This is a genomic window from Variovorax sp. KBS0712 (assembly GCF_006323185.2).
Lineage (GTDB): Bacteria > Pseudomonadota > Gammaproteobacteria > Burkholderiales > Burkholderiaceae_C > Variovorax > Variovorax boronicumulans.
Map to the genome: position 1 here is coordinate 594403 of NZ_VCCD02000001.1, position 17182 is coordinate 611584.

The 17182-nt window shown below is 64.6% G+C and carries 12 protein-coding genes; 3 read left to right on the forward strand and 9 right to left on the reverse strand.

Translation table 11 applies throughout. The features are described from left to right. Positions 1-10: 10 nt before the first annotated feature. From FFI97_RS02625 to FFI97_RS02635, 3 genes are all read left to right on the forward strand, one after another. A complete protein-coding gene (locus FFI97_RS02625; protein WP_139704502.1) occupies positions 11-1027 on the forward strand; it encodes a Bug family tripartite tricarboxylate transporter substrate binding protein in 1017 nt (338 codons plus the stop codon). A gap of 106 nt (positions 1028-1133) precedes the next feature. Continuing rightward, complete coding sequence (locus FFI97_RS02630; RefSeq protein ID WP_095949153.1) at positions 1134-2087, forward strand: Bug family tripartite tricarboxylate transporter substrate binding protein; 954 nt, start codon at positions 1134-1136, stop codon at positions 2085-2087. 22 nt (positions 2088-2109) lie between these two features. Continuing rightward, positions 2110-3444, forward strand: a complete 1335-nt coding sequence (locus tag FFI97_RS02635) for a sulfatase (protein WP_139704500.1) — start codon at positions 2110-2112, stop codon at positions 3442-3444. 182 nt (positions 3445-3626) lie between these two features. On the opposite strand, the gene avs2 is transcribed toward FFI97_RS02635, so the two are convergent. The 9 genes from avs2 to FFI97_RS02680 all read right to left on the reverse strand — a co-directional run bounded on the left by avs2 (position 3627) and on the right by FFI97_RS02680 (position 17135). Continuing rightward, the gene (gene avs2 / locus FFI97_RS02640; protein ID WP_185993547.1) at positions 3627-8195 is read right to left on the reverse strand and encodes an AVAST type 2 anti-phage system protein Avs2; all 4569 of its coding nucleotides are present in this window, start codon (positions 8193-8195) and stop codon (positions 3627-3629) included. A 127-nt stretch (positions 8196-8322) separates the two neighbouring features. Beyond that, entirely contained in the window at positions 8323-9012 is a 690-nt protein-coding gene (locus tag FFI97_RS02645; RefSeq protein WP_139704497.1) for a DUF2971 domain-containing protein, read from the reverse strand. Positions 9013-9044: 32 nt separating this feature from the next. Further along, a complete protein-coding gene (locus tag FFI97_RS02650; protein ID WP_185993548.1) occupies positions 9045-10316 on the reverse strand; it encodes a phospholipase D family protein in 1272 nt (423 codons plus the stop codon). An 852-nt stretch (positions 10317-11168) separates the two neighbouring features. Further along, positions 11169-11339, reverse strand: a complete 171-nt coding sequence (locus tag FFI97_RS33545) for a hypothetical protein (RefSeq protein ID WP_185993549.1) — start codon at positions 11337-11339, stop codon at positions 11169-11171. Positions 11340-11444: 105 nt separating this feature from the next. Continuing rightward, positions 11445-11834 carry a hypothetical protein gene (locus FFI97_RS02660; protein ID WP_139704491.1) on the reverse strand — a complete coding sequence of 130 codons (390 nt, stop codon included), beginning with the start codon at positions 11832-11834 and terminating at the stop codon, positions 11445-11447. A gap of 23 nt (positions 11835-11857) precedes the next feature. Beyond that, entirely contained in the window at positions 11858-12301 is a 444-nt protein-coding gene (bamE, locus tag FFI97_RS02665) for an outer membrane protein assembly factor BamE (protein WP_062479197.1), read from the reverse strand. 66 nt (positions 12302-12367) lie between these two features. Continuing rightward, complete coding sequence (locus FFI97_RS02670) at positions 12368-13615, reverse strand: HlyD family efflux transporter periplasmic adaptor subunit (RefSeq protein WP_062479200.1); 1248 nt, start codon at positions 13613-13615, stop codon at positions 12368-12370. Continuing rightward, the gene (locus tag FFI97_RS02675) at positions 13612-15804 is read right to left on the reverse strand and encodes a type I secretion system permease/ATPase (RefSeq protein ID WP_139704489.1); all 2193 of its coding nucleotides are present in this window, start codon (positions 15802-15804) and stop codon (positions 13612-13614) included. Before FFI97_RS02675 ends, FFI97_RS02670 begins: the two co-directional genes overlap by 4 nt. Beyond that, positions 15801-17135, reverse strand: a complete 1335-nt coding sequence (locus tag FFI97_RS02680) for a TolC family outer membrane protein (RefSeq protein ID WP_139704487.1) — start codon at positions 17133-17135, stop codon at positions 15801-15803. The genes FFI97_RS02675 and FFI97_RS02680 overlap by 4 nt, the downstream gene beginning before the upstream one ends. Between the last annotated feature and the right edge of the window lie 47 nt (positions 17136-17182).

Genomic DNA, 17182 nt, shown 5'->3' on the forward strand with positions numbered 1-17182 from the left:
GAGATTGACGATGCCCCAGCTTCCCGACCCGACCCGCCGCCGCACCCTGACCACCCTTGGCGGGCTGGCCCTTGCCCCCCTTGCATCCTTCGCACCGCTTGCGTTCGCGCAGCAGCAGCCCGCGCCCTTCACCCCCGGCCAGCCGATCAAGGTGCTCATCGGCGTGCCCGCCGGCGGCACGCAGGACGTGCTGACCCGCGCCATTGCCCACCAGGTGCGCGATTCGCTCGGCCCGCTCATCATCGACAACCGCTCCGGCGCGGCCGGCCGCATTGCCGTGGACGCCGTGAAGACCGCGCCGCCCGACGGCCACACCCTGCTGCTGGGCACCGCGAGCATGATGACCATGTTCCCCAGCGCCTACCGCAACCTGTCGTACGACCCGATCAAGGACTTCGTGCCGCTGGTGAACGCCGCGCGCTTCGAGCTGGCGCTCACCGTGCACAAGGACGTGCCCGCCAACACCCTGGCCGAGTTCATCACCTGGGCCAAGGCGCAGGGCGACAAGGTCAGCTTCGGCTCGTACGGCGCCGGCACGCCCTCGCACTTCCTGGGCGAAATGCTCAACCGCGCGGCCGGCCTGAAGATGGTGCACGTGCCCTACCGCGGCTCCACGCCCGCGCGCCAGGACGTGATGGGCGGCACCGTGCCCGTGTACTTCGACACCATCGGCGGCGCGCAGCAGATGCTGCCCACCGGCCGCGTGAAGGTGCTGGCCACCAGCGGCGACAAGCGCTCGCCGCTCATGCCGCAGCTGCCCAGCTTCGTGGAGAGCGGCTACAAGGACGTGGTGGCCACCGCATGGTTCGCCTACTACGCGCCGCTGAAGACGCCGCCGGCCACCGCCGAGAAATTGCGCGCCGAAATCATCCGCGCCGTGAACAGCCGCGACGTGCGCCAGCTGCTGCTGCAGAACGGCATGTACCCCGTGGCCGACGGCCCCGAGGCGCTCGTGAAGACCATGCGCGAAGACATTGCCCGCTGGGCCGGCATCATGAAGGCCGTGAACTTCCAGGCCAATGACTGACCGACCGATCGACAACAAGGACACACCCTTCATGATCCCGCGCGCCCTCCCCGCTTTCGCTTCTTCCTTCAACCCGGCCCGCCGCCGCCTCGCCGCCGTGCTGGCCATGGCCGGCCTCGTGGCGGCCATCGCCGCCCCTACGCTCGCGCGCGCACAGGCCGCCCAAGCCGCACTCGACAGCCCGCTGCGCATCGTCGTCGGCTACGCGCCCGGCGGCGCCACCGACCGCGTGGCGCGCATCGTGGGCGACAAGCTCGCGGCCCAGCTCGGCGTGCCCGTGATCGTCGACAACAAGCCCGGCGCGGGCGGCCGGCTGGCCGCGCAGCAGGCCAAGGCCACGCCCGCCAACCAGAACGTGCTGATGCTCGCCAACCCCGCCGTGATGGTGGTGGCGCCGCTCGTCTTCAAGGACAACGGCTACGACGCCGAGCGCGACTTCGTGCCCGTGTCGCACGTCAACGCCTACGACTTTGCGCTGGCCGTGTCGCCCACCCTGCCCGTGCGCGAGTTGAACCATTTGCTCGCATGGATGCGCGCCAACCCGCAGCAGGCCAACGTGGGCGTGCCCGCCACCGGCAGCCTGCCGCACTTCTTCGGCCTCATGGTGGGCGAGAAGGCCAAGGTGCAGACCCAGGTGATCGGCTACCGCGGCTCCGCCCCGTTGCTGAATGACCTGATCGGCGGCCAGGTGCCCATTGCCGTCGACACCGAAGACGTCGTGCTGCCGCAGCACACCGCCGGCAAGCTGCGCATCCTGGCGCTGTCGGGCGAAAAGCGCTCGCCCTTCGCGCCCACCATTCCCACCTTCAAGGAAGCCGGACTCGACCTCGCCGCCACCGGCTGGAACACCTTCTTCGCGCCGGCCAGCATGCCCAAGGAGAAAGTCGAACGCCTGGCCACCACCATCCACGCCGTGATGCAAGACCCCGACACCCAACGCAAGTTCAAGGACGCCGGCATGACGCCGGTGGTGAGCACCCAGGCGCAGACCGCCGCGATGCTCAAGGCCTACAAGGCGCAATGGGCCCCGGTCGTGCAGAAATCCGGCTACCAGCCCTGATCGAAAAACCTCTCAGCGACTTATGACGACACGCAGCAGCACCCGCCCCAACATCATCTTCATCGTGGCCGACGACCTCGGCTATGCCGACCTCGGTTGCTACGGCGGCCGCGAGGCGCCTTTTGGCCGCGTGTCGCCCGTGCTCGACGGCCTGGCCGCCAACGGCTTGAAGCTCACGCAGGGCTATTCAAACTCGCCCGTGTGCTCGCCCACGCGCTTCGCGATGATCACCGCGCGGTACCAGTACCGCCTGCGCGGCGCGGCCGAAGAGCCCATCAACAGCCGAAGCCGCGGCAGCACCACGCTGGGCCTGCCCACCGAGCACCCCACCCTGCCGTCGCTGCTGAAAGACAGCGGCTACAAGACCGCGCTCATCGGCAAGTGGCACCTGGGCTACCCGCCCAGCTTCGGCCCGCTGCGCTCGGGGTATGAAGAATTCTTCGGCCCCATGTCGGGCGGTGTCGACTACTTCACCCACTGCGACTCGGCCGGCCGCCACGACCTCTGGTACGGCGAAGAAGAGCACAAGGACGACGAGGGCTACCTGACCGACGTGCTCTCCAAGCGCGCCGTCGACTACGTCGAACGCATGGCCACGCAAGAGGCGCCCTTCTTCCTGAGCCTGCACTACACCGCCCCCCACTGGCCGTGGGAAACCCGCGACGACGCCGACAAGGCGCCGCTCGTGAAGGACAACCTGTTCGACCTGTCGGGCGGCAACATTCATGTGTACCGCCGCATGATCCATCACATGGACGAGGGCATCGGCTGGATCATGGCCGCGCTCGAAAAGCACGGCATGGCCGACAACACCCTCGTCGTGTTCACCAGCGACAACGGCGGCGAGCGCTTCTCGGACAACTGGCCGCTCGTCGGCGGCAAGATGGACCTGACCGAAGGCGGCATCCGCGTGCCATGGATCGCGCACTGGCCCAAGGTGATCGCCAAGGGCGGCGAGAGCACCCAGCTGTGCATGACCATGGACTGGTCGGCCACCATGCTCGACGCCGCCGGCGTGAAGGCCGACGCGGCGTACCCGCTCGATGGCGTGTCACTCATGCCCGTGCTGAAAGACGCCACCCACACCTTCCGCCGCCCCCTGCACTGGCGCATGAACCACCGCGGCCAGGAAGCCATGCGCGACGGCGACTGGAAGTACCTGAAGGTCGATGGCAACGAGTACCTGTTCAACATTCCGGCCGATGAGCGCGAACGCGCGAACCTGGGGAAGAAGGAGCCGCAGCGGCTGGAGGCGATGCGGGCGCAGTGGCAGGCTTGGAATGCGACGATGCCGGGGATTCCGGAGGATGCGACTGTGAGTTTGGGGTATTCGGTTAAGGATATGCCGCAGAGGTGAGGGCGAATGCAGGAAATCTGTCGCTGAAAAGCGTTGATTTCCGAGCAGTCCTCGCCCTCTGAAGCGCTGTCACTAGCAGCCTCGCTTAGATGATTGCTTCAGACTGATTGCGCCCACTCAAAAATTCACCTCCGGATGTCCAGTCTCAGATCGATAAGCCGACGTGCTACTTACCGAAGCGACTAGGAATTCTCGACGAACGACTCCACCTTGCCAAACGAGTACTTGCCCGTGAAACTCACCCCATCCCAAGTGAAGATACCTTCAAACGATCTGCGCGCATGAATGTCGTAGTGTGGCGCCCCCGCTGCGTCAGTCATCTCGCCGTGGACAAACCAGCAAACAGCCAGTTCGTGATCTCGCAACACTTTGGCCAAGCGATCCTTCCTGAGTAGCAGGGATGATGGTCCGGCGACATTCGCCGATGGGTCGAAAGCGACTACGGTGCCAGCTTTGTCCACGTAGGTGGCCGAGATTCCGCTCCAACTTCCTTCAAGGTAGCCGAGCACCTTGTCGGTCGGAATGCGCAGGGAGATTGATTCGGAATCGATCGAGCAATCAAATCCCCCTCGCTCCCGGGAATAGCCTTGAGACGCTCCGATGGCATCGAGCAATGCTCGATCGACGCCGCCTGCCCATCCCATATGGGCGTAGTACGGGTCGTTGAAGAATGTCGACGCTTCCGACCAACCAATCTCACCGATGTAGATCTCGTGCAGCCCACTGTCGCTCTGGCTATGGCGCTCAATTTCGCTGATGACTTGCTTGCTTTTTAGCTTCCCAATGTCCGCTTGCCGCACAAGGGCGCCGTCAAGATGCATCCAGACCTCGCGTCGTCCGTCCCTAAAGGAGTCCTCGTAAGCTGGGCGCGGCATGCTCCATTTCAAATGTGCGTACAGGTTGACCCAGTCGCTACGCGACGGCTCATCCCGACTGAACAGCAGATCTTGTGGCCGGGGAATGTCCTCGGTGATGCTCGCCCATGCCTTGCCGTCAACGTCCACATGCCAATTCCGGATGCCCGTAGCCCCCCAAAAAGCGTAGGGGATTGGCACATTGCTCTCTTCAATAGCTAACGGCTGCATGACGTTCGACGGGTCTATGTCGCGTACATCCTCTTGCCAGCTACCGCGATAGGCAGCACCGACTTTCCTGGATCGCGAGTCAAGGAATTGATAGTGGTCGGCCATATACGCGAGCATCTCGTGATAGGCGATCCACTGATACTTCTTTCCAATGCGTTCGGCCTTTGCAGCCTCACGGCCACTGCCCTTTACATCACTGTCAAAATGGTCGAAACGCTCGGCCGTCCAGCCCAAGTCGAACACGCGGCCAACCACGTAGCGCTGCACAAGCTTCAGATCGAACTTTGGCGGCATACGCGTTGAAGATTTACCAGCAATCGCATCCATCAATGGCGTAAAGGTGGAGCTCTTCTTTCCTAGCGTGGTGGTCAGTCGTTGTCGAGCCTCGGCGAGATCTCGCTCGGCTCTACTACGCTGGGGGGACTCCCCTTCAGTCAACTCTTTGGCACTTGAAAGAATCCCTTTCAAGCGGTGATCGAATCGTTCAAAAACGCGGGCCTGCACTGCACTCTGAAAACGCTCCCAGTCGTCGTGTTCAGCTTTGGAGAGTGTCGTCACGGCACGTTCAATTTGCTGATCGAGTGACACCCACTGAGGCTCAGTTAGCCGTAGTGAGAGCCAGTTGGTTGATCCGAAATTCGTGCCGATAACATAACGACCAAAGTCGTCGTTCATGACTGACGAGCGGATTCTGTGGTGCCCCCAAGCAACGCTCTTTGATTTGTCGCCGCTCCACGAGGGCGCTATAGCGTCAATTTCGCTCTCGGTAGGAATCTTCGGCCAATCACTAACGTAGGGCGGGTCTATATTGGGCCACCGACTTTCGCTAGAGGCTTTTTGCAAGTACTGCGCTCTCTTAATGATGCCTTGAGCATATTCGCGCAGCAGCAGATGGGGTCTCGGTTTGCCGGCTGCAAACACCTTGGCATGGGTCAGATCTGCGACCGCGGCCACGCCACGTGCGTCCTGGGTCCTCATTGTTGCGCCGTATGCGGCCGCCAGTACTCGTTCAACGACGTAGGCGTCGTCCAATTCGCAAAAATTCTCAAGCAAATTCTCGATTACCAAGGGCCTCCATGAGAGAACCCGTACCAGTGCTTTAGTTGCATTGTCGCGAAGGTATCGGTTTGACGTCGGTAGCAGCCAAGCCAGAATGGATGCGGTCAGTGTGGCTGATTCGTCCGTGATCTTGGTGTGTGGCCAAAGTCGATTGGCCCACTGAATAAGCCGATCAACAGCACTCTTCCGCTCCCACTGGCTGTGCAGTCCGATGGACCACCAAGCGTCCCTTTTTGCCATGCAGTCTTTCCGCAGCAGACCATCTGTGAACTTGGCGTTCAACGGGTGATCAGGGATAGTCGCGAGCGTCACTAGCGTTTCAATGACGTCCTCTTGATTCTCCTTTCTAAGAATATCCAGATAGGCCACGGCCTGAGGCGTGATGGCCTTAGGGTCCCGCCACACGAGGCTATTCAGGAAGACGCTAGGCGTGAAATGCTGGTGGGCGAGTGCCGGCATCATTCCTATCAGTTCCCTCCCGCTGCGCTCAGCGACCAGGATATGGAGGGCCTCGTGAAAACCAGGTCTCGACCACGTCGTGCAAAGTGCCTTGAGGTCCAGAGGGCCCGCAGTTTCAAATGCCTTCGACGGATCTTTCGCATCGAGATGCAAGTCAAGAAGACACTCTACGCACAAATAGTCAGACAGCCTCTCGTAGGCGATCTGGACGACAGTCACCAATTTTTTCTCTGTATGTGACCAGGCCTGCTCCTCGATCAGCAGCCCTTCTCCAAAGAGTTTGGCCGTCAACGAGCGAGAGTAGTCGCGGCCGGGCAGGTGCGTGTCCACTATCTTCCGTGCCTCGGAATAGCTCAACCACGGGCTGCGGCTGTCCACCATGTGTCTGGCAAGAGCCTTCAGCGCGTCTGCGACAAGATTGATTTTCTTGTCGTAGTCGAGGTCGAGGGCTGCCTTCCTGTTAATGGCCGCGACGTACTGGATGAATGCATTGACTACGCCATGAAAGCCGCGGGGCAACCGCTTTTGACCGGACGCCTGAAGACCTAGACACAGGGTCTTGAGATACAGGGGATTGCTGAACTCGGGCGCAAGCAGCGGCGTCGAGGGCAGGTCGATTCCAAAATATTCAAAGAATGCGCGGGTGGCGTCAAACTCCACATCCTCGAAGCCACGATGCTCGAGCCAGACTGCGCCTTGGGTTGCGTCCTCAGGCAGCAGATCCGCAGCGTAAGAGCTGCGCACGGAGATGATGATGCCAATCCAGGGTGACGCTTTCAGGCGGTGCAGAAATGCAGATAGGTGGGCCGGCCAGAGTTGCCGGCCCGCTCCTTCATTTATCGCGTCGATGATGAAGAGCACTCGGCTATTGGCTCTCTGCGCGACAACTTCCAGCACTTTGACTAGATCTCCGGCATTCCAGCTTCCAACATCAAGTTGCTGCAGTGCCTGAGTCCACGGGTCGCCGCTATCCAAGAACCGCTGGCCCATGAGAACAATGCTCGGCAGGCCCTTGCTGGACCGTTGTTTTGCCAGGTCGCAGAGAAGATGAGTCTTCCCGCTGCCCGCGTCGCCGGCAATGATGGCCAGGTTTCCGGACGCGATGGCATGCAGCTTATCTATGTGCGAAAGCGCATCACGCAGGTCAGCGTTCAGTTCTCGAAGCGTGTATGAGTGGTCGCTTTCCTCCTGAGGCACCGTGGCATCACTACTAGAGTTCTCCCTCTTGACCTTTGCTTCCTCACGCTGCTGCTGGTACTCCGAGAATAGGTCACCGGTTTTGCGCACTGCTTCGCGCAGCGAACACTTCAATGTGCCAAGCGGATCCTGCTGTACTGGGTCGTTCGACAGTGCTTTGAACTCTTCGATCGTGTGATCGCATGCCAGCTGTGCAGCCTCCATCTTTTTCTGCAGTTGAGCGTTCGGTTCCTTGACCAAACTGAACGCGTGGTTTCGCATCCGATCTGTAATGCGCCTCGCTCTTGCTCGGACACCATCGAAAAACTTTTGCGTGCGGCCAAACGCGTCAAAGTCGTGGGAGAGTGGCAATTCGATGTTGAGCTCCGGCGTGTACCGAGGCCCCGCGGCTAGAAGCGCCTCCGACAGTCGAGCCGCGAACCAACTGTCGTCGAGGTGCCGCATGCCGAAGAAGAAATGCACGAGGCCGTCGTGCAGCGGCTTTGCAAGTTCGGTCAGCATTTCGTGGCTTCCCTGCCAAACGAACTCGACCGACATGCCCGAACGGGTGGCCCAGCCAGACCACTTCTCGACGCGCTCGTTCCATTGCTGTCTTGCAGTCCTCGCACTGCTGGTTCGCCCATCGGGAAGATCCACTGGCACGCAGACGATGAAGCGCGTCAGATTGGGGTGGCCGACGAGCGCTGTCTTGACGGATTCGTCGAGTTGCGTCCATTGAGAGCTTCGCATCGCGTCGAAGTACTTCGATTGCCATGCCCACTCGGTGCGGTCCGGATGGATGACGTGCGCTTCCACGCCGGCATCCGGTCGTCCTTTCCGGATGAACTTCGAGCCGGTTGGGCACGACACGCGCGCTAGCTGAGTACAGAGCTCTTCGAAGGCATCTTGCTTCGAACCATTTAAGGGATGGATCGACGCCCAGTCGATATCCAAGGAGGAAGAAGGCGACACTGTGTGCTTATCAAGTGTTGGGGTAGACCGCCAGCATATCGAACAGCCGCTGTACCTCGCAGGTACTGGATCGGCGGACCCGACTCCGTCGGGAAATCCTTGGCTAATTGCCTGACACAGATCCCGCTCACTCTCGCATGATTTGGATGGGCTGCGGCGACTTGTAGAGTATCGAAGGCCCAACCCGGCGCTTGTAGCCCAACTTCTGCTGAAAGTAGAACTGGAAGGCGTCGACAAGCTCTTTAGGGGCGCGTGGGTCGAGGAGGATGTTGTCGATCAGCTTGTGCGGGTCGATCTTTACCGCAAGCCCCGGCGCTACCTTGTCCGGGTTCGCCTCTGGGCAGTAGATCGCCGCGCGCCATTCGGTCTCATGTCGGAACGCCTCGCGTTTGAGGTACAACAGATTGACCGCCTTCTGGACGTTGAAATCACGAGCGAGCCCGCTGGCGATCTGCTTGGTCCGTTGGTCAAGGTCGTGCTGGGAGAGGTATTCGACTTGCCGACAGTCCCACCCATATCCCAAAGGGCGGATTGCGGCGCGAACGGCCCTCGACAGCTTCTTGGTGGTCGTAGAAATCCGGACCCCCATCCCGTTTTGGGAATAGATGCGCCACATCGCGTCAGAGATACCGATCTGACACCAGCACTGCGCGAACAACGCATGGCTGCTTTGATGCTTCACCCGTTGCTCGAAGGGGTCGTCCCAGCTCGTGGGATGGGCGAAATAGAGCTCCTGGCGCTCAAACAATTGGACGACGCGGCTGAAGTCCATGATGCGGTAGAGGCGACCGGCGGTGATGCTCGAGGCGTTGGACATGGCGACCTCCTCGGATCAACCGTAGTGGCGGTTCATAGCTGACGCACCTTGGATCCGAAGTACCGAAGCACTTTAGTGGTACGGCCGTTGATGATGGGCAAATCCTCTCGGTTGTGCCACCCGATCAGTTCTTGGACGTTGGCCTGACCAAACTCGTCGAGCTTCCAGCGCGAATCGAAGATCGCGTTGGCCATGCGCTGGACGATTTCGCCTTCGCCGTAGACCAGGTAGGCCAATGTCTCGCGGGTACGTTTAGGGTCGTTGAAGGTCGGAAACTTGGCCTTCCAACCCGCCACGCCGCCATCGAAGAACCTGAATCGGTCGTAGAAAGAGTGCAACGTTCCCAGAGCATCGAACAATTCAGAATCGTCCGCTGCCAGGATCGCTTCGCGCGAGCCGAACACGCTGTTGAACCGCGGGTAGCGCTCACCGACGATGGTCTCTTCGAAGTGCTTCCAGTAGACGGTCTTCCACTGCGAAATCAGGTCACCAATGTGCTTCTCCTGCTCCGAGGCAGTCCGAAAAGGACCCGACTTCCAAGATTCGCCTGGTGCGATCTTCTCGCGCACCCAGCTGATGAAGGAGTCGATCTCGATGCGCAGCGGTACGGCTGACTCCGGCGCCTTGCGATAGCCGCTGGCCCGGTAGGTCTTGCGGACGATATCGAAGGCGGAAACTGCCTCCTGGTAGGTGCGCCGGAAGTTGGAGAGAAAGAGTGACTGCTTCTTAGGCTTGGCCTGGCCTCGATTGATGTTCGCAGGCGACTTGTCGCCGAGCTTCTCTAGCACTTTCTGGGCTAAGGCATCGGACTTCTCCTGATGCTGCTCGTTCTGCTTGTAGATTTCTTTGTAGAACGCGAGCTGTTCATCGGTAGGGACCTCAGCCCCGTCCCAATAGTCCTCGAAGATCGCCATGAGCTCCATAAGCCTCGCGTCGTCCGATCCGATACTGACCATGACCTCCTGGTTCGTGAGCAGAGCGGCGTGGGTCAAGTTGGCAGAGCCCACCAAGGCTAGTTCGTCGCCAAAGATGTAGAGCTTGGGGTGAAACGCGTGCCCGGTGTAGATACGCAACTGCAGGTTGGGGTACGCCTTTACCTTTTCGATGGCAAGAGGGCTGGTGGGAAATCCTAGGCGGACGACCATCAGGACCTTGCAACCCTTCTGCAAAATCCGCTCCACCACTTCCGAATGCGTGAAGAACGCCGACGCGATATAGACGGGGCACTCGTCCGTCGCGCGACGCTCCAATTCGTTGATAACGAAATCCCGCTTCTCGCTGCGGTTGGCAAATACCCCCTCCATGGCGTGCTCCTGTGTTTTCACCATTCTCGTTGAACGCTCAGCGCCGCAGCACCGCGCTAACCCGGATCGCGACCGCAAGCAATCGCTGCAAAGCGATCCTGACCTCAACCCAGAAGCCAACGACTCTGTCCCCTCGCAGCGCTAAAGGACGAGGAAGAGTGGGCAGCCGCGGCCACAAAGACACGACGGCTGACCAGCCCTCTATCCCCTCCCACTCTCCCCCAACAACCTCTCCGCCTCCCGCGCCAGATCCGCCGCAATCCATAGCATGTGATCCCGGTGTTTCTCTCCGGCTTCCTCGAACCAGCCGTTGCCGTCGCCGTAGCAGCACCACAGCAGGGAGTTCAGCTGGGCCAGTTTGATTTCGAGGAGGTCTCGGGCGTCTTCGCCCGTGGGACTGACGGAGGCCGCGCCGCGTGTGCGGCGGGAAGATTTGGGCGTTGAACGCCCAGCGATAATTTGCTCAGCCATTTGGTGTGCTCTCTTTCCAAAGTGTTTGCACGTCTCTTGGTCAGACGGTCAGGGTGTTCACGCACCCTGGCCGTCGCCTTTTGTGCCTCACATTCGTGTCGCTGCTTCACAAAGAGACATCGACACCCGCCGTGAGGCAAAGCGGTTCATTCGCTCGTCAATCGATCAATGGATGCATGGGAAGAAGACGTTCCTTTCACGGGGTTCGTCGGCCGCTACAGCGGGCCGTCTTGTCGCGGGGGCATTCACTGTAGAGAAGCGAAGCCGCGCAAGAGAAAAGAATTCGTCGACGATTTCTCGAATCGACGAGATATCTGAGATGCCCCGGTTTTTCTGCTTCACCGGAGGCGAAGCAAGGTTCGGCTCGGGGCCGGCCGCCAGCTAGTGCGCGTGGGTGGCACGCTCGGCTTCGCTGTCGTGGTGGTCCTGGCTGACGCCTCGCGCCGGCAGCGCGTCGGCCGCCAGCGCAAGGAAGAGCGCAAGGAGCAGCCACAGCGCCACGTCGCTCAACCGGTAGAGGGTCTTGCGAAAGCGCTTGGTGCGGCGGATCACGGCGCGCCTCCCGGGGCGGCCGTGAGGGCGTTGTCGTTCAACACCAGAAGAAGACAAGGCCCCGTGCAGCGGACCGCATCCACCGCGAGGGCCGCGTCGTCCACGTCAGCCATGGGGCATGAGGTGGTACAGCTCCGCCAGAAAGCCGCCGGGCGCGGTGAGGCGCGACTTGAGCCGCACGACCAGGTGCAGGTCGTCCACCAGATGAAGGTCGCCGCCGCGGTTCGTGAGCTGCAGCTTCACGGCCAGCAGGCCCTGCAGCTTGGCGCGGTGCCATTCGGCGGCGTCGGCGATCTGGGCGCGCGTCATGGCCGCGATGCCGATGCCGTGTTCCAGCTCGGCGGCACGCAGACAGGCCACGACGCGGTCGACGCTTTTCAGCGTACCCTCGATCACCTCCAGGCAACGCTCGGCGAGCCGCGTGGGCTCGTCGGCGGAGTTGCCGTACACGAAGGCCTCGTAGGGACGGGGGGCGCGCGTGGAATCGCGAGGCATGGGCTGCGGGCCGGCGTCGCGGCTCAGCGCGGCAGCAGGTCCAGGCATTGGCGGCGGCGCCACACGGCGCTGCGCACGGCCTGGCTGTCGTCGAACACGACCTTGTACTGGCACACGAGGTAGTTGGCCGACTGGGGCATCTGGAACTTGAAGTGGTAGTCCCACTCGGTGCCGAGCGCGCCGCGCTGCTGCTTCAGCGCCTGTCCGAGCACGGCGAGCACCTGGGCCTGGTTGAGGCCGGGCTTGATCTCGCGAAAGCGCTCGGGCCGCGAGACGACGCCGTCGCGCAGAAAGGGCTCCTTGAAGTCGGGGCGGCGCGCCTCGACGTCGCGGTAGTCGAGCTTGTCGGGGTTGCTCACGGGGTCCACGGGGTTGTCGCGGGCCACCGCAGGAGCGGCGGCGCCGAGCAGCGCGGCGGCGAGCACGAAGGCGGCAGCGGCGGGGGATGCGTGCGGGGTGGTTTTCATGGCTAGCGTCCTCTTGGGTCGGATGGGTGTCGGATGGGTTTGCGGGGAGAGATGAGCGCGCGCGGGTCAGCGCTCGCGCATGGCTTCGCGCGCCTTGTTCAGCGGCTTGGTCAGGTAGTCCCACACGGTCTTGCGGCCGGTGCGGATGTCGGCGGTGGTCACCATGCCGGGCACGATGGGCATGCGGCGGCCGGCCTTGTCGGTGAGTGCGTCGGAGTCGGTGCGCACGAGCACGGGGTAGTACACGATCTCGGGCTTGACCTCGTCGCGCTGGGTGTCGGGCGCGATGGTCACGACGCGGCCCTTGAGGCCGCCGTACACGGCGTAGTCGTAGGCGGTGATCTTGATCTGCGCCTCCTGCCCGGGCCGCATGAAGGCAATGTCGCGCGGCGAGATGCGCGCCTCGACCAGCAGCTGGTCGTCCAGCGGCACCAAGGTCAGCAGCGAGCCGTTGGGCGGCACGACGCCGCCGATGGTGGTGACCTGCAAGCTCTTGACGATGCCGCGCACGGGCGAGTTCAGGGTGAGCCGCTCGAGCGAGTCGGCGCGCCCGCGCACCACGGACGACAACGACTTCACCTCGGCATCGGCCTTGGCCAGCTCTTCGCGGCTGCGCACCATGTAGTTGGCGCGCGCCTCGGCAATCTTCAGCTCCAGGTCGGCGGCCTGGCGTTGCAGGCGGATGAGCTCGACGTTGCTGGCCGCGCCGCTCACCTGCAGCGAGCGGGTGATGTCGAGCTCCTTGCGCACGAGCGCGAGCGCCTGGCCCAGGCCGGACACGGTGTCGCGCAGGCTGCCCTGGCGCGAGCGGAAGAGCGCGCTTTCGGAATCGACCAGTTGCGCGTAGGCCTTCAGCTCGGCGGGGAACTGCAGGCTGCCCTGCCCTTGCACCTCGGCGCGCAGGCGCACGCTGCTGGCCAGGGCGGCGCGGTAGCGCGCGGCGGTTTCTTCCACGTTCGATTCGCCGCGCGTGGGGTCGAGCTGCGCAAGCACCTGGCCCTTCTCGACGATCTGGCCTTCGTGCACGCGCAGCTCGGCGAGGATGCCGCCTTCGAGCGACTGGATGCGCTGCTCGCGCGAGCTGGGAATCACCTTGCCCATGCCGCTGGACACCTCGTCGATCTCGAAGACCCAGGCCCACACGAAGAACGCGAGCAGAAAGAGCGCGATGAACCACACGACGCGCGCGGAGCCGCTGGCGCGGGCTTCGTCGAAGTCGTCGGCGCCGCCGGGGCCCCACACGGTGGCGGTGGAGACGGCCGGTGCCTGCGCGGCGGCCTGCACCTGCGCCTTGGTCAATGTCACGGCGTTCATGCCTGCCCCTCCTTGCCGCGGCCTGCGGAGGCCATCGCCTCGCGCGAAGCGACCGCGCCTTGGCGCAGCCGCGCCATCACCTGGTCGCGCGGCCCGTCGAGCACGACGGCGCCGCCGTCCACCACGAGGATGCGGTCGACCGCCTCGAGCACGGCCGGGCGGTGGGTGGCCAGCACCAGCGTGCGGCCGGCGGGCAGCGCGCGCAGCTGTTCGATCACTTCGCGCTCGGCCACTTCGTCGAGCGAGGCGGTGGGCTCGTCGAGCAGCAGCACGCCGGGGCGGCGCAGCAGGAGCCGCGCGAGCAGCAGGCTCTGGCGCTGTCCGCCCGAGAGGCCACGCCCGCCTTCGAGCAGCGGATGGTCCAGCCCGGTGGGCAGGCGGCGCACGAAGGCCCAGGCGCCGGTGGCCTGCAGGGCCGCCACCAGTTCGGCGTCGGTGGCGTGGGGGGTGCCCATCTGCAGGTTCTCGCGCAGGGTGCCGTGGAACAGGCGCGCGTCTTGCGCGAGCAGGCCGACGTCGCGGCGCACGTCGGCGGGGTCGATGTGCGCCATCGACACGCCGTCGAGCAGCACGCTGCCCGCACGCGGCTCGAGGAGGCCCGACAGTGCCTGCAGCAGCGTCGACTTGCCCGCGCCGTTGCGCCCGAGCACGGCAATGCGTTCGCCGGCGCCGATGTGCAGCGCCTTCACGTGCAGCGCGGTGGTCTGGCCGTCGTGGCTGAAGACGGCGTCGCGCAGCGTGTAGTCGCCCTGCACGGCGGGCCGGTGCACGCGGGTCTCGTGGGGCGGATGGTCGACCGGCAGCTTCATGAGCTGGTCGAGCGCCTCGCCGGCCACCTTGGCCTGCTGCCAGCGGTTGAGCACCTGCGTCACGCCGGCCAGCGGCGCGAGCATGCGGGTCGACAAAATCGATGCGGCCACGAGCACGCCGGTGCTCATGTGGCCGTCCATGACGAGCGGCGCGCCGAAGAACACGACGAAGGCGAAGGCGGCGCCCTGCACGGTCTGCGTCCAGTTGCTCAGGGTGTTGAGCAGCGCGCGCAGTTGCAGGCCCGAGTCGGCGTTGACGGCGTTGTAGTGGTTCCACTGGTTCTGGAAGCGCGGCTCGGCCTGCAGCCCCTTGATGTCGTCGATGCCCTGCACCGCCTCGACCAGCATGGCGTTGCGCAGCGACGATTCGCGCATGCCCGTCTGGGCCAGCGCGCGCAGGCGCGGCTGCGCCAGCAGGCTGGGCACGATCAGCAGCACGCACGCGGCCAGCGGCACGAGCACGAGCCAGCCGGCAATGAACCAGAAGAGCACGCAGAACACGAAGAAGAACGGCAGGTCGGCCACGGCCGCCACGGTGGTCGACGTGAGCATTTCGCGCACGGGCTCCAGCTCGCGCAGCTGCGAAATGAAGGTGCCGGTGGCGCGCGGGCGCGCCGAGCCGCGCACGCGCAGCGCGTGGCCGAACACGCGGTCCGAAATGCGCAGGTCGGCACGCTTGCCCACCACGTCGGTGATGCGCATGCGCGCGCCGCGCATGACCCAGCTGAACGCGATCGACAGCAGCACGCCGCCGAACAGCACATGCAGCGTGGGCAGCGACTGCGCGGGCACGACGCGGTCGTACACCTGCATCGAGAACAGCGTGCCGGCCAGCGCCATCAGGTTGTAGGCCAGCGACGCGACGAGGATGTGCGCGTAGGGCCGCCAGTCGGCCAGCACGATCTGGCGCAGCCAGTGCGGCTCCACCGGGCGGATGTAGGCGTCCACGCGCGAGTCGGGCGCCGATTGCGCGGGCCGCAGCACGGCCATGGCCTCGAGCGCGGGTTGCAGCTCGTCGACCGTGCAGACGGTTTCCGCGCCCTGGTCGCCACCGAGCATCACGCGCAGGCCCTGCGCCGAGATGGCGGTGACCACGGCCACCTGCCCGTCGCGCAACTGCAGCACCACGGGCAGGCGCCAGGGGCTCAGGGTGTCCAGGCGCGGCGCGACCTGGCGCACGGTGAGCCCGGCCTGGCGGGCCATCTGGCGCACGCGCTCACCGATGTCTTCGTGGTCGCTCCATGCGGCGGCGCCACGGATGCGCTCGCGCGAGGTGTCGAGGTGGTAGTGGGCGGCCACGGCGAGCACGGCATCGACCCAGCCGGCAAGCAGCTCGGGGCCGCGCGCGGCGGACAGTTCGGGCACGGTGGTGGCGGTCATGGCTGGCCTCCGGCGACGAGCTCGCCCGCATCGACCAGCCCGAAGGCCTCGCGCAGGCGGCCCGACTGGTACAGGCACTCGACCGCGAGCCGCTGCACCTCGTGCGCGCTCTCGGCCTGCTCGAAGCGCGCGCCGTGGAACTCCTGCTCGGCATTGAGCAGGTCGAGCAGCGAGCGCGTGCCCAGCTGCAGGTACTGCTCGCGGTACAGGTCGCGCGTGCGCTGCGTGCTGTGCACGCGCGCGGCGAGCACGGGCAGGCGCAGCGCGTGGCCCTGCGACTGCACGCGCGCGTCTTCGAGCCGCTGGCGCACGCTGAGTTCTGCATAGCCCAGCGCGGCTTCGGCCGCTTCGACGGCGTGCGCGGCGGCGCGCTGGCGGGCCTGGCTGCGCCCACCTTCGTACAGCGGCGCGGTGAAGTTGACGGTGAACGTGCTTTCGTTGGCAGACTGGCCGGCGGGCCGCGCGCCCGATTCGAGCCCCCGGTTGACGGCGGCGTTGAGCGACAGGGTGGGCAGCAGTTGCGCATCGGCGCCGCGCAGCGCGGCCTTGGCCATGTCGCGCTCGGCCTGCGCCATCTGCACGGTCGGTGCGGGCAAGGCCGTCTGCGGCGGCGCGGCGCAGGCGCTCGCGAGCGGCGCGGGCGCTTCGCCGGCGATGTCGGCCGGCGCGCGGCCCTGGGTCAGGTGCATGAGGTTCAGGCGCCAGCGCTCGGCTTGCGACGCGGTATTGAGTTGCTGGGCGCGCGCGGCTTCCAGGCGCGACTGCGCCTGCGCCACGTCGGACTGGCTGGTGGCGCCCTTGGCCTGGCGCTCGCCCACGAGGCCGGCCAGCGACTGCACGCCCTTCACCTGGGCCTGCGCGATCTCGCCGAGCGCCTGCTGGCGATGCACTTCGATCCATGCCTGCGCGGTGTCGCGCACCACGTCGTCGACCGCCACGAGCAGCTTGGCGCGCGCGGCGGTGGCCGAGGCTTCGGCTTCGCTCACTGCACTCGACACCTTGCCGAAGTCGTACAGCAGCTGCGTCACCGACAACGAGGCCTGGTGCACCTGGCGGCGACCGTCGGCCTGCAGCTGGCGGTTGCCCGTGCGCGCGCTGACGCCGGCGCTGACCTGCGGGTAGTAGCCCGAGCGCGCGGCGGCAATGCCCTCGCCCGCCTGCAGTGCCTGGCCGACGGCGTTGCGCACGGTCGGGTGCGAGGTGGCGGCCAGGCGCACGGCCTCGGCCATGCCCAGCGGGGCGGCGGTGCTCGCTTGCGCAAGCGCCGCCGATCCGGCGAACAGGAAGAAAAGGCCCGCGGCAGCAGACGAAAGATGACGGGAAGCAAGCATGCGTGAAGACGTGCAGACCACCAGGTGCCGACGCCGCAAGCGGCGCC

Bases quoted from the DNA above. Each gene is read 5' to 3' on its own strand.
- FFI97_RS02625 (WP_139704502.1), top strand. From the start codon at position 11: ATGCCCCAGCTTCCCGACCCGACCCGCCGCCGCACCCTGACCACCCTT.
- FFI97_RS02630 (WP_095949153.1), top strand. From the start codon at position 1,134: ATGGCCGGCCTCGTGGCGGCCATCGCCGCCCCTACGCTCGCGCGCGCA.
- FFI97_RS02635 (WP_139704500.1), top strand. From the start codon at position 2,110: ATGACGACACGCAGCAGCACCCGCCCCAACATCATCTTCATCGTGGCC.
- FFI97_RS02645 (WP_139704497.1), bottom strand. From the start codon at position 9,012: ATGTCCAACGCCTCGAGCATCACCGCCGGTCGCCTCTACCGCATCATG.
- FFI97_RS02650 (WP_185993548.1), bottom strand. From the start codon at position 10,316: ATGGAGGGGGTATTTGCCAACCGCAGCGAGAAGCGGGATTTCGTTATC.
- FFI97_RS02660 (WP_139704491.1), bottom strand. From the start codon at position 11,834: ATGCCTCGCGATTCCACGCGCGCCCCCCGTCCCTACGAGGCCTTCGTG.
- bamE (WP_062479197.1), bottom strand. From the start codon at position 12,301: ATGAAAACCACCCCGCACGCATCCCCCGCCGCTGCCGCCTTCGTGCTC.
- FFI97_RS02670 (WP_062479200.1), bottom strand. From the start codon at position 13,615: ATGAACGCCGTGACATTGACCAAGGCGCAGGTGCAGGCCGCCGCGCAG.
- FFI97_RS02675 (WP_139704489.1), bottom strand. From the start codon at position 15,804: ATGACCGCCACCACCGTGCCCGAACTGTCCGCCGCGCGCGGCCCCGAG.
- FFI97_RS02680 (WP_139704487.1), bottom strand. From the start codon at position 17,135: ATGCTTGCTTCCCGTCATCTTTCGTCTGCTGCCGCGGGCCTTTTCTTC.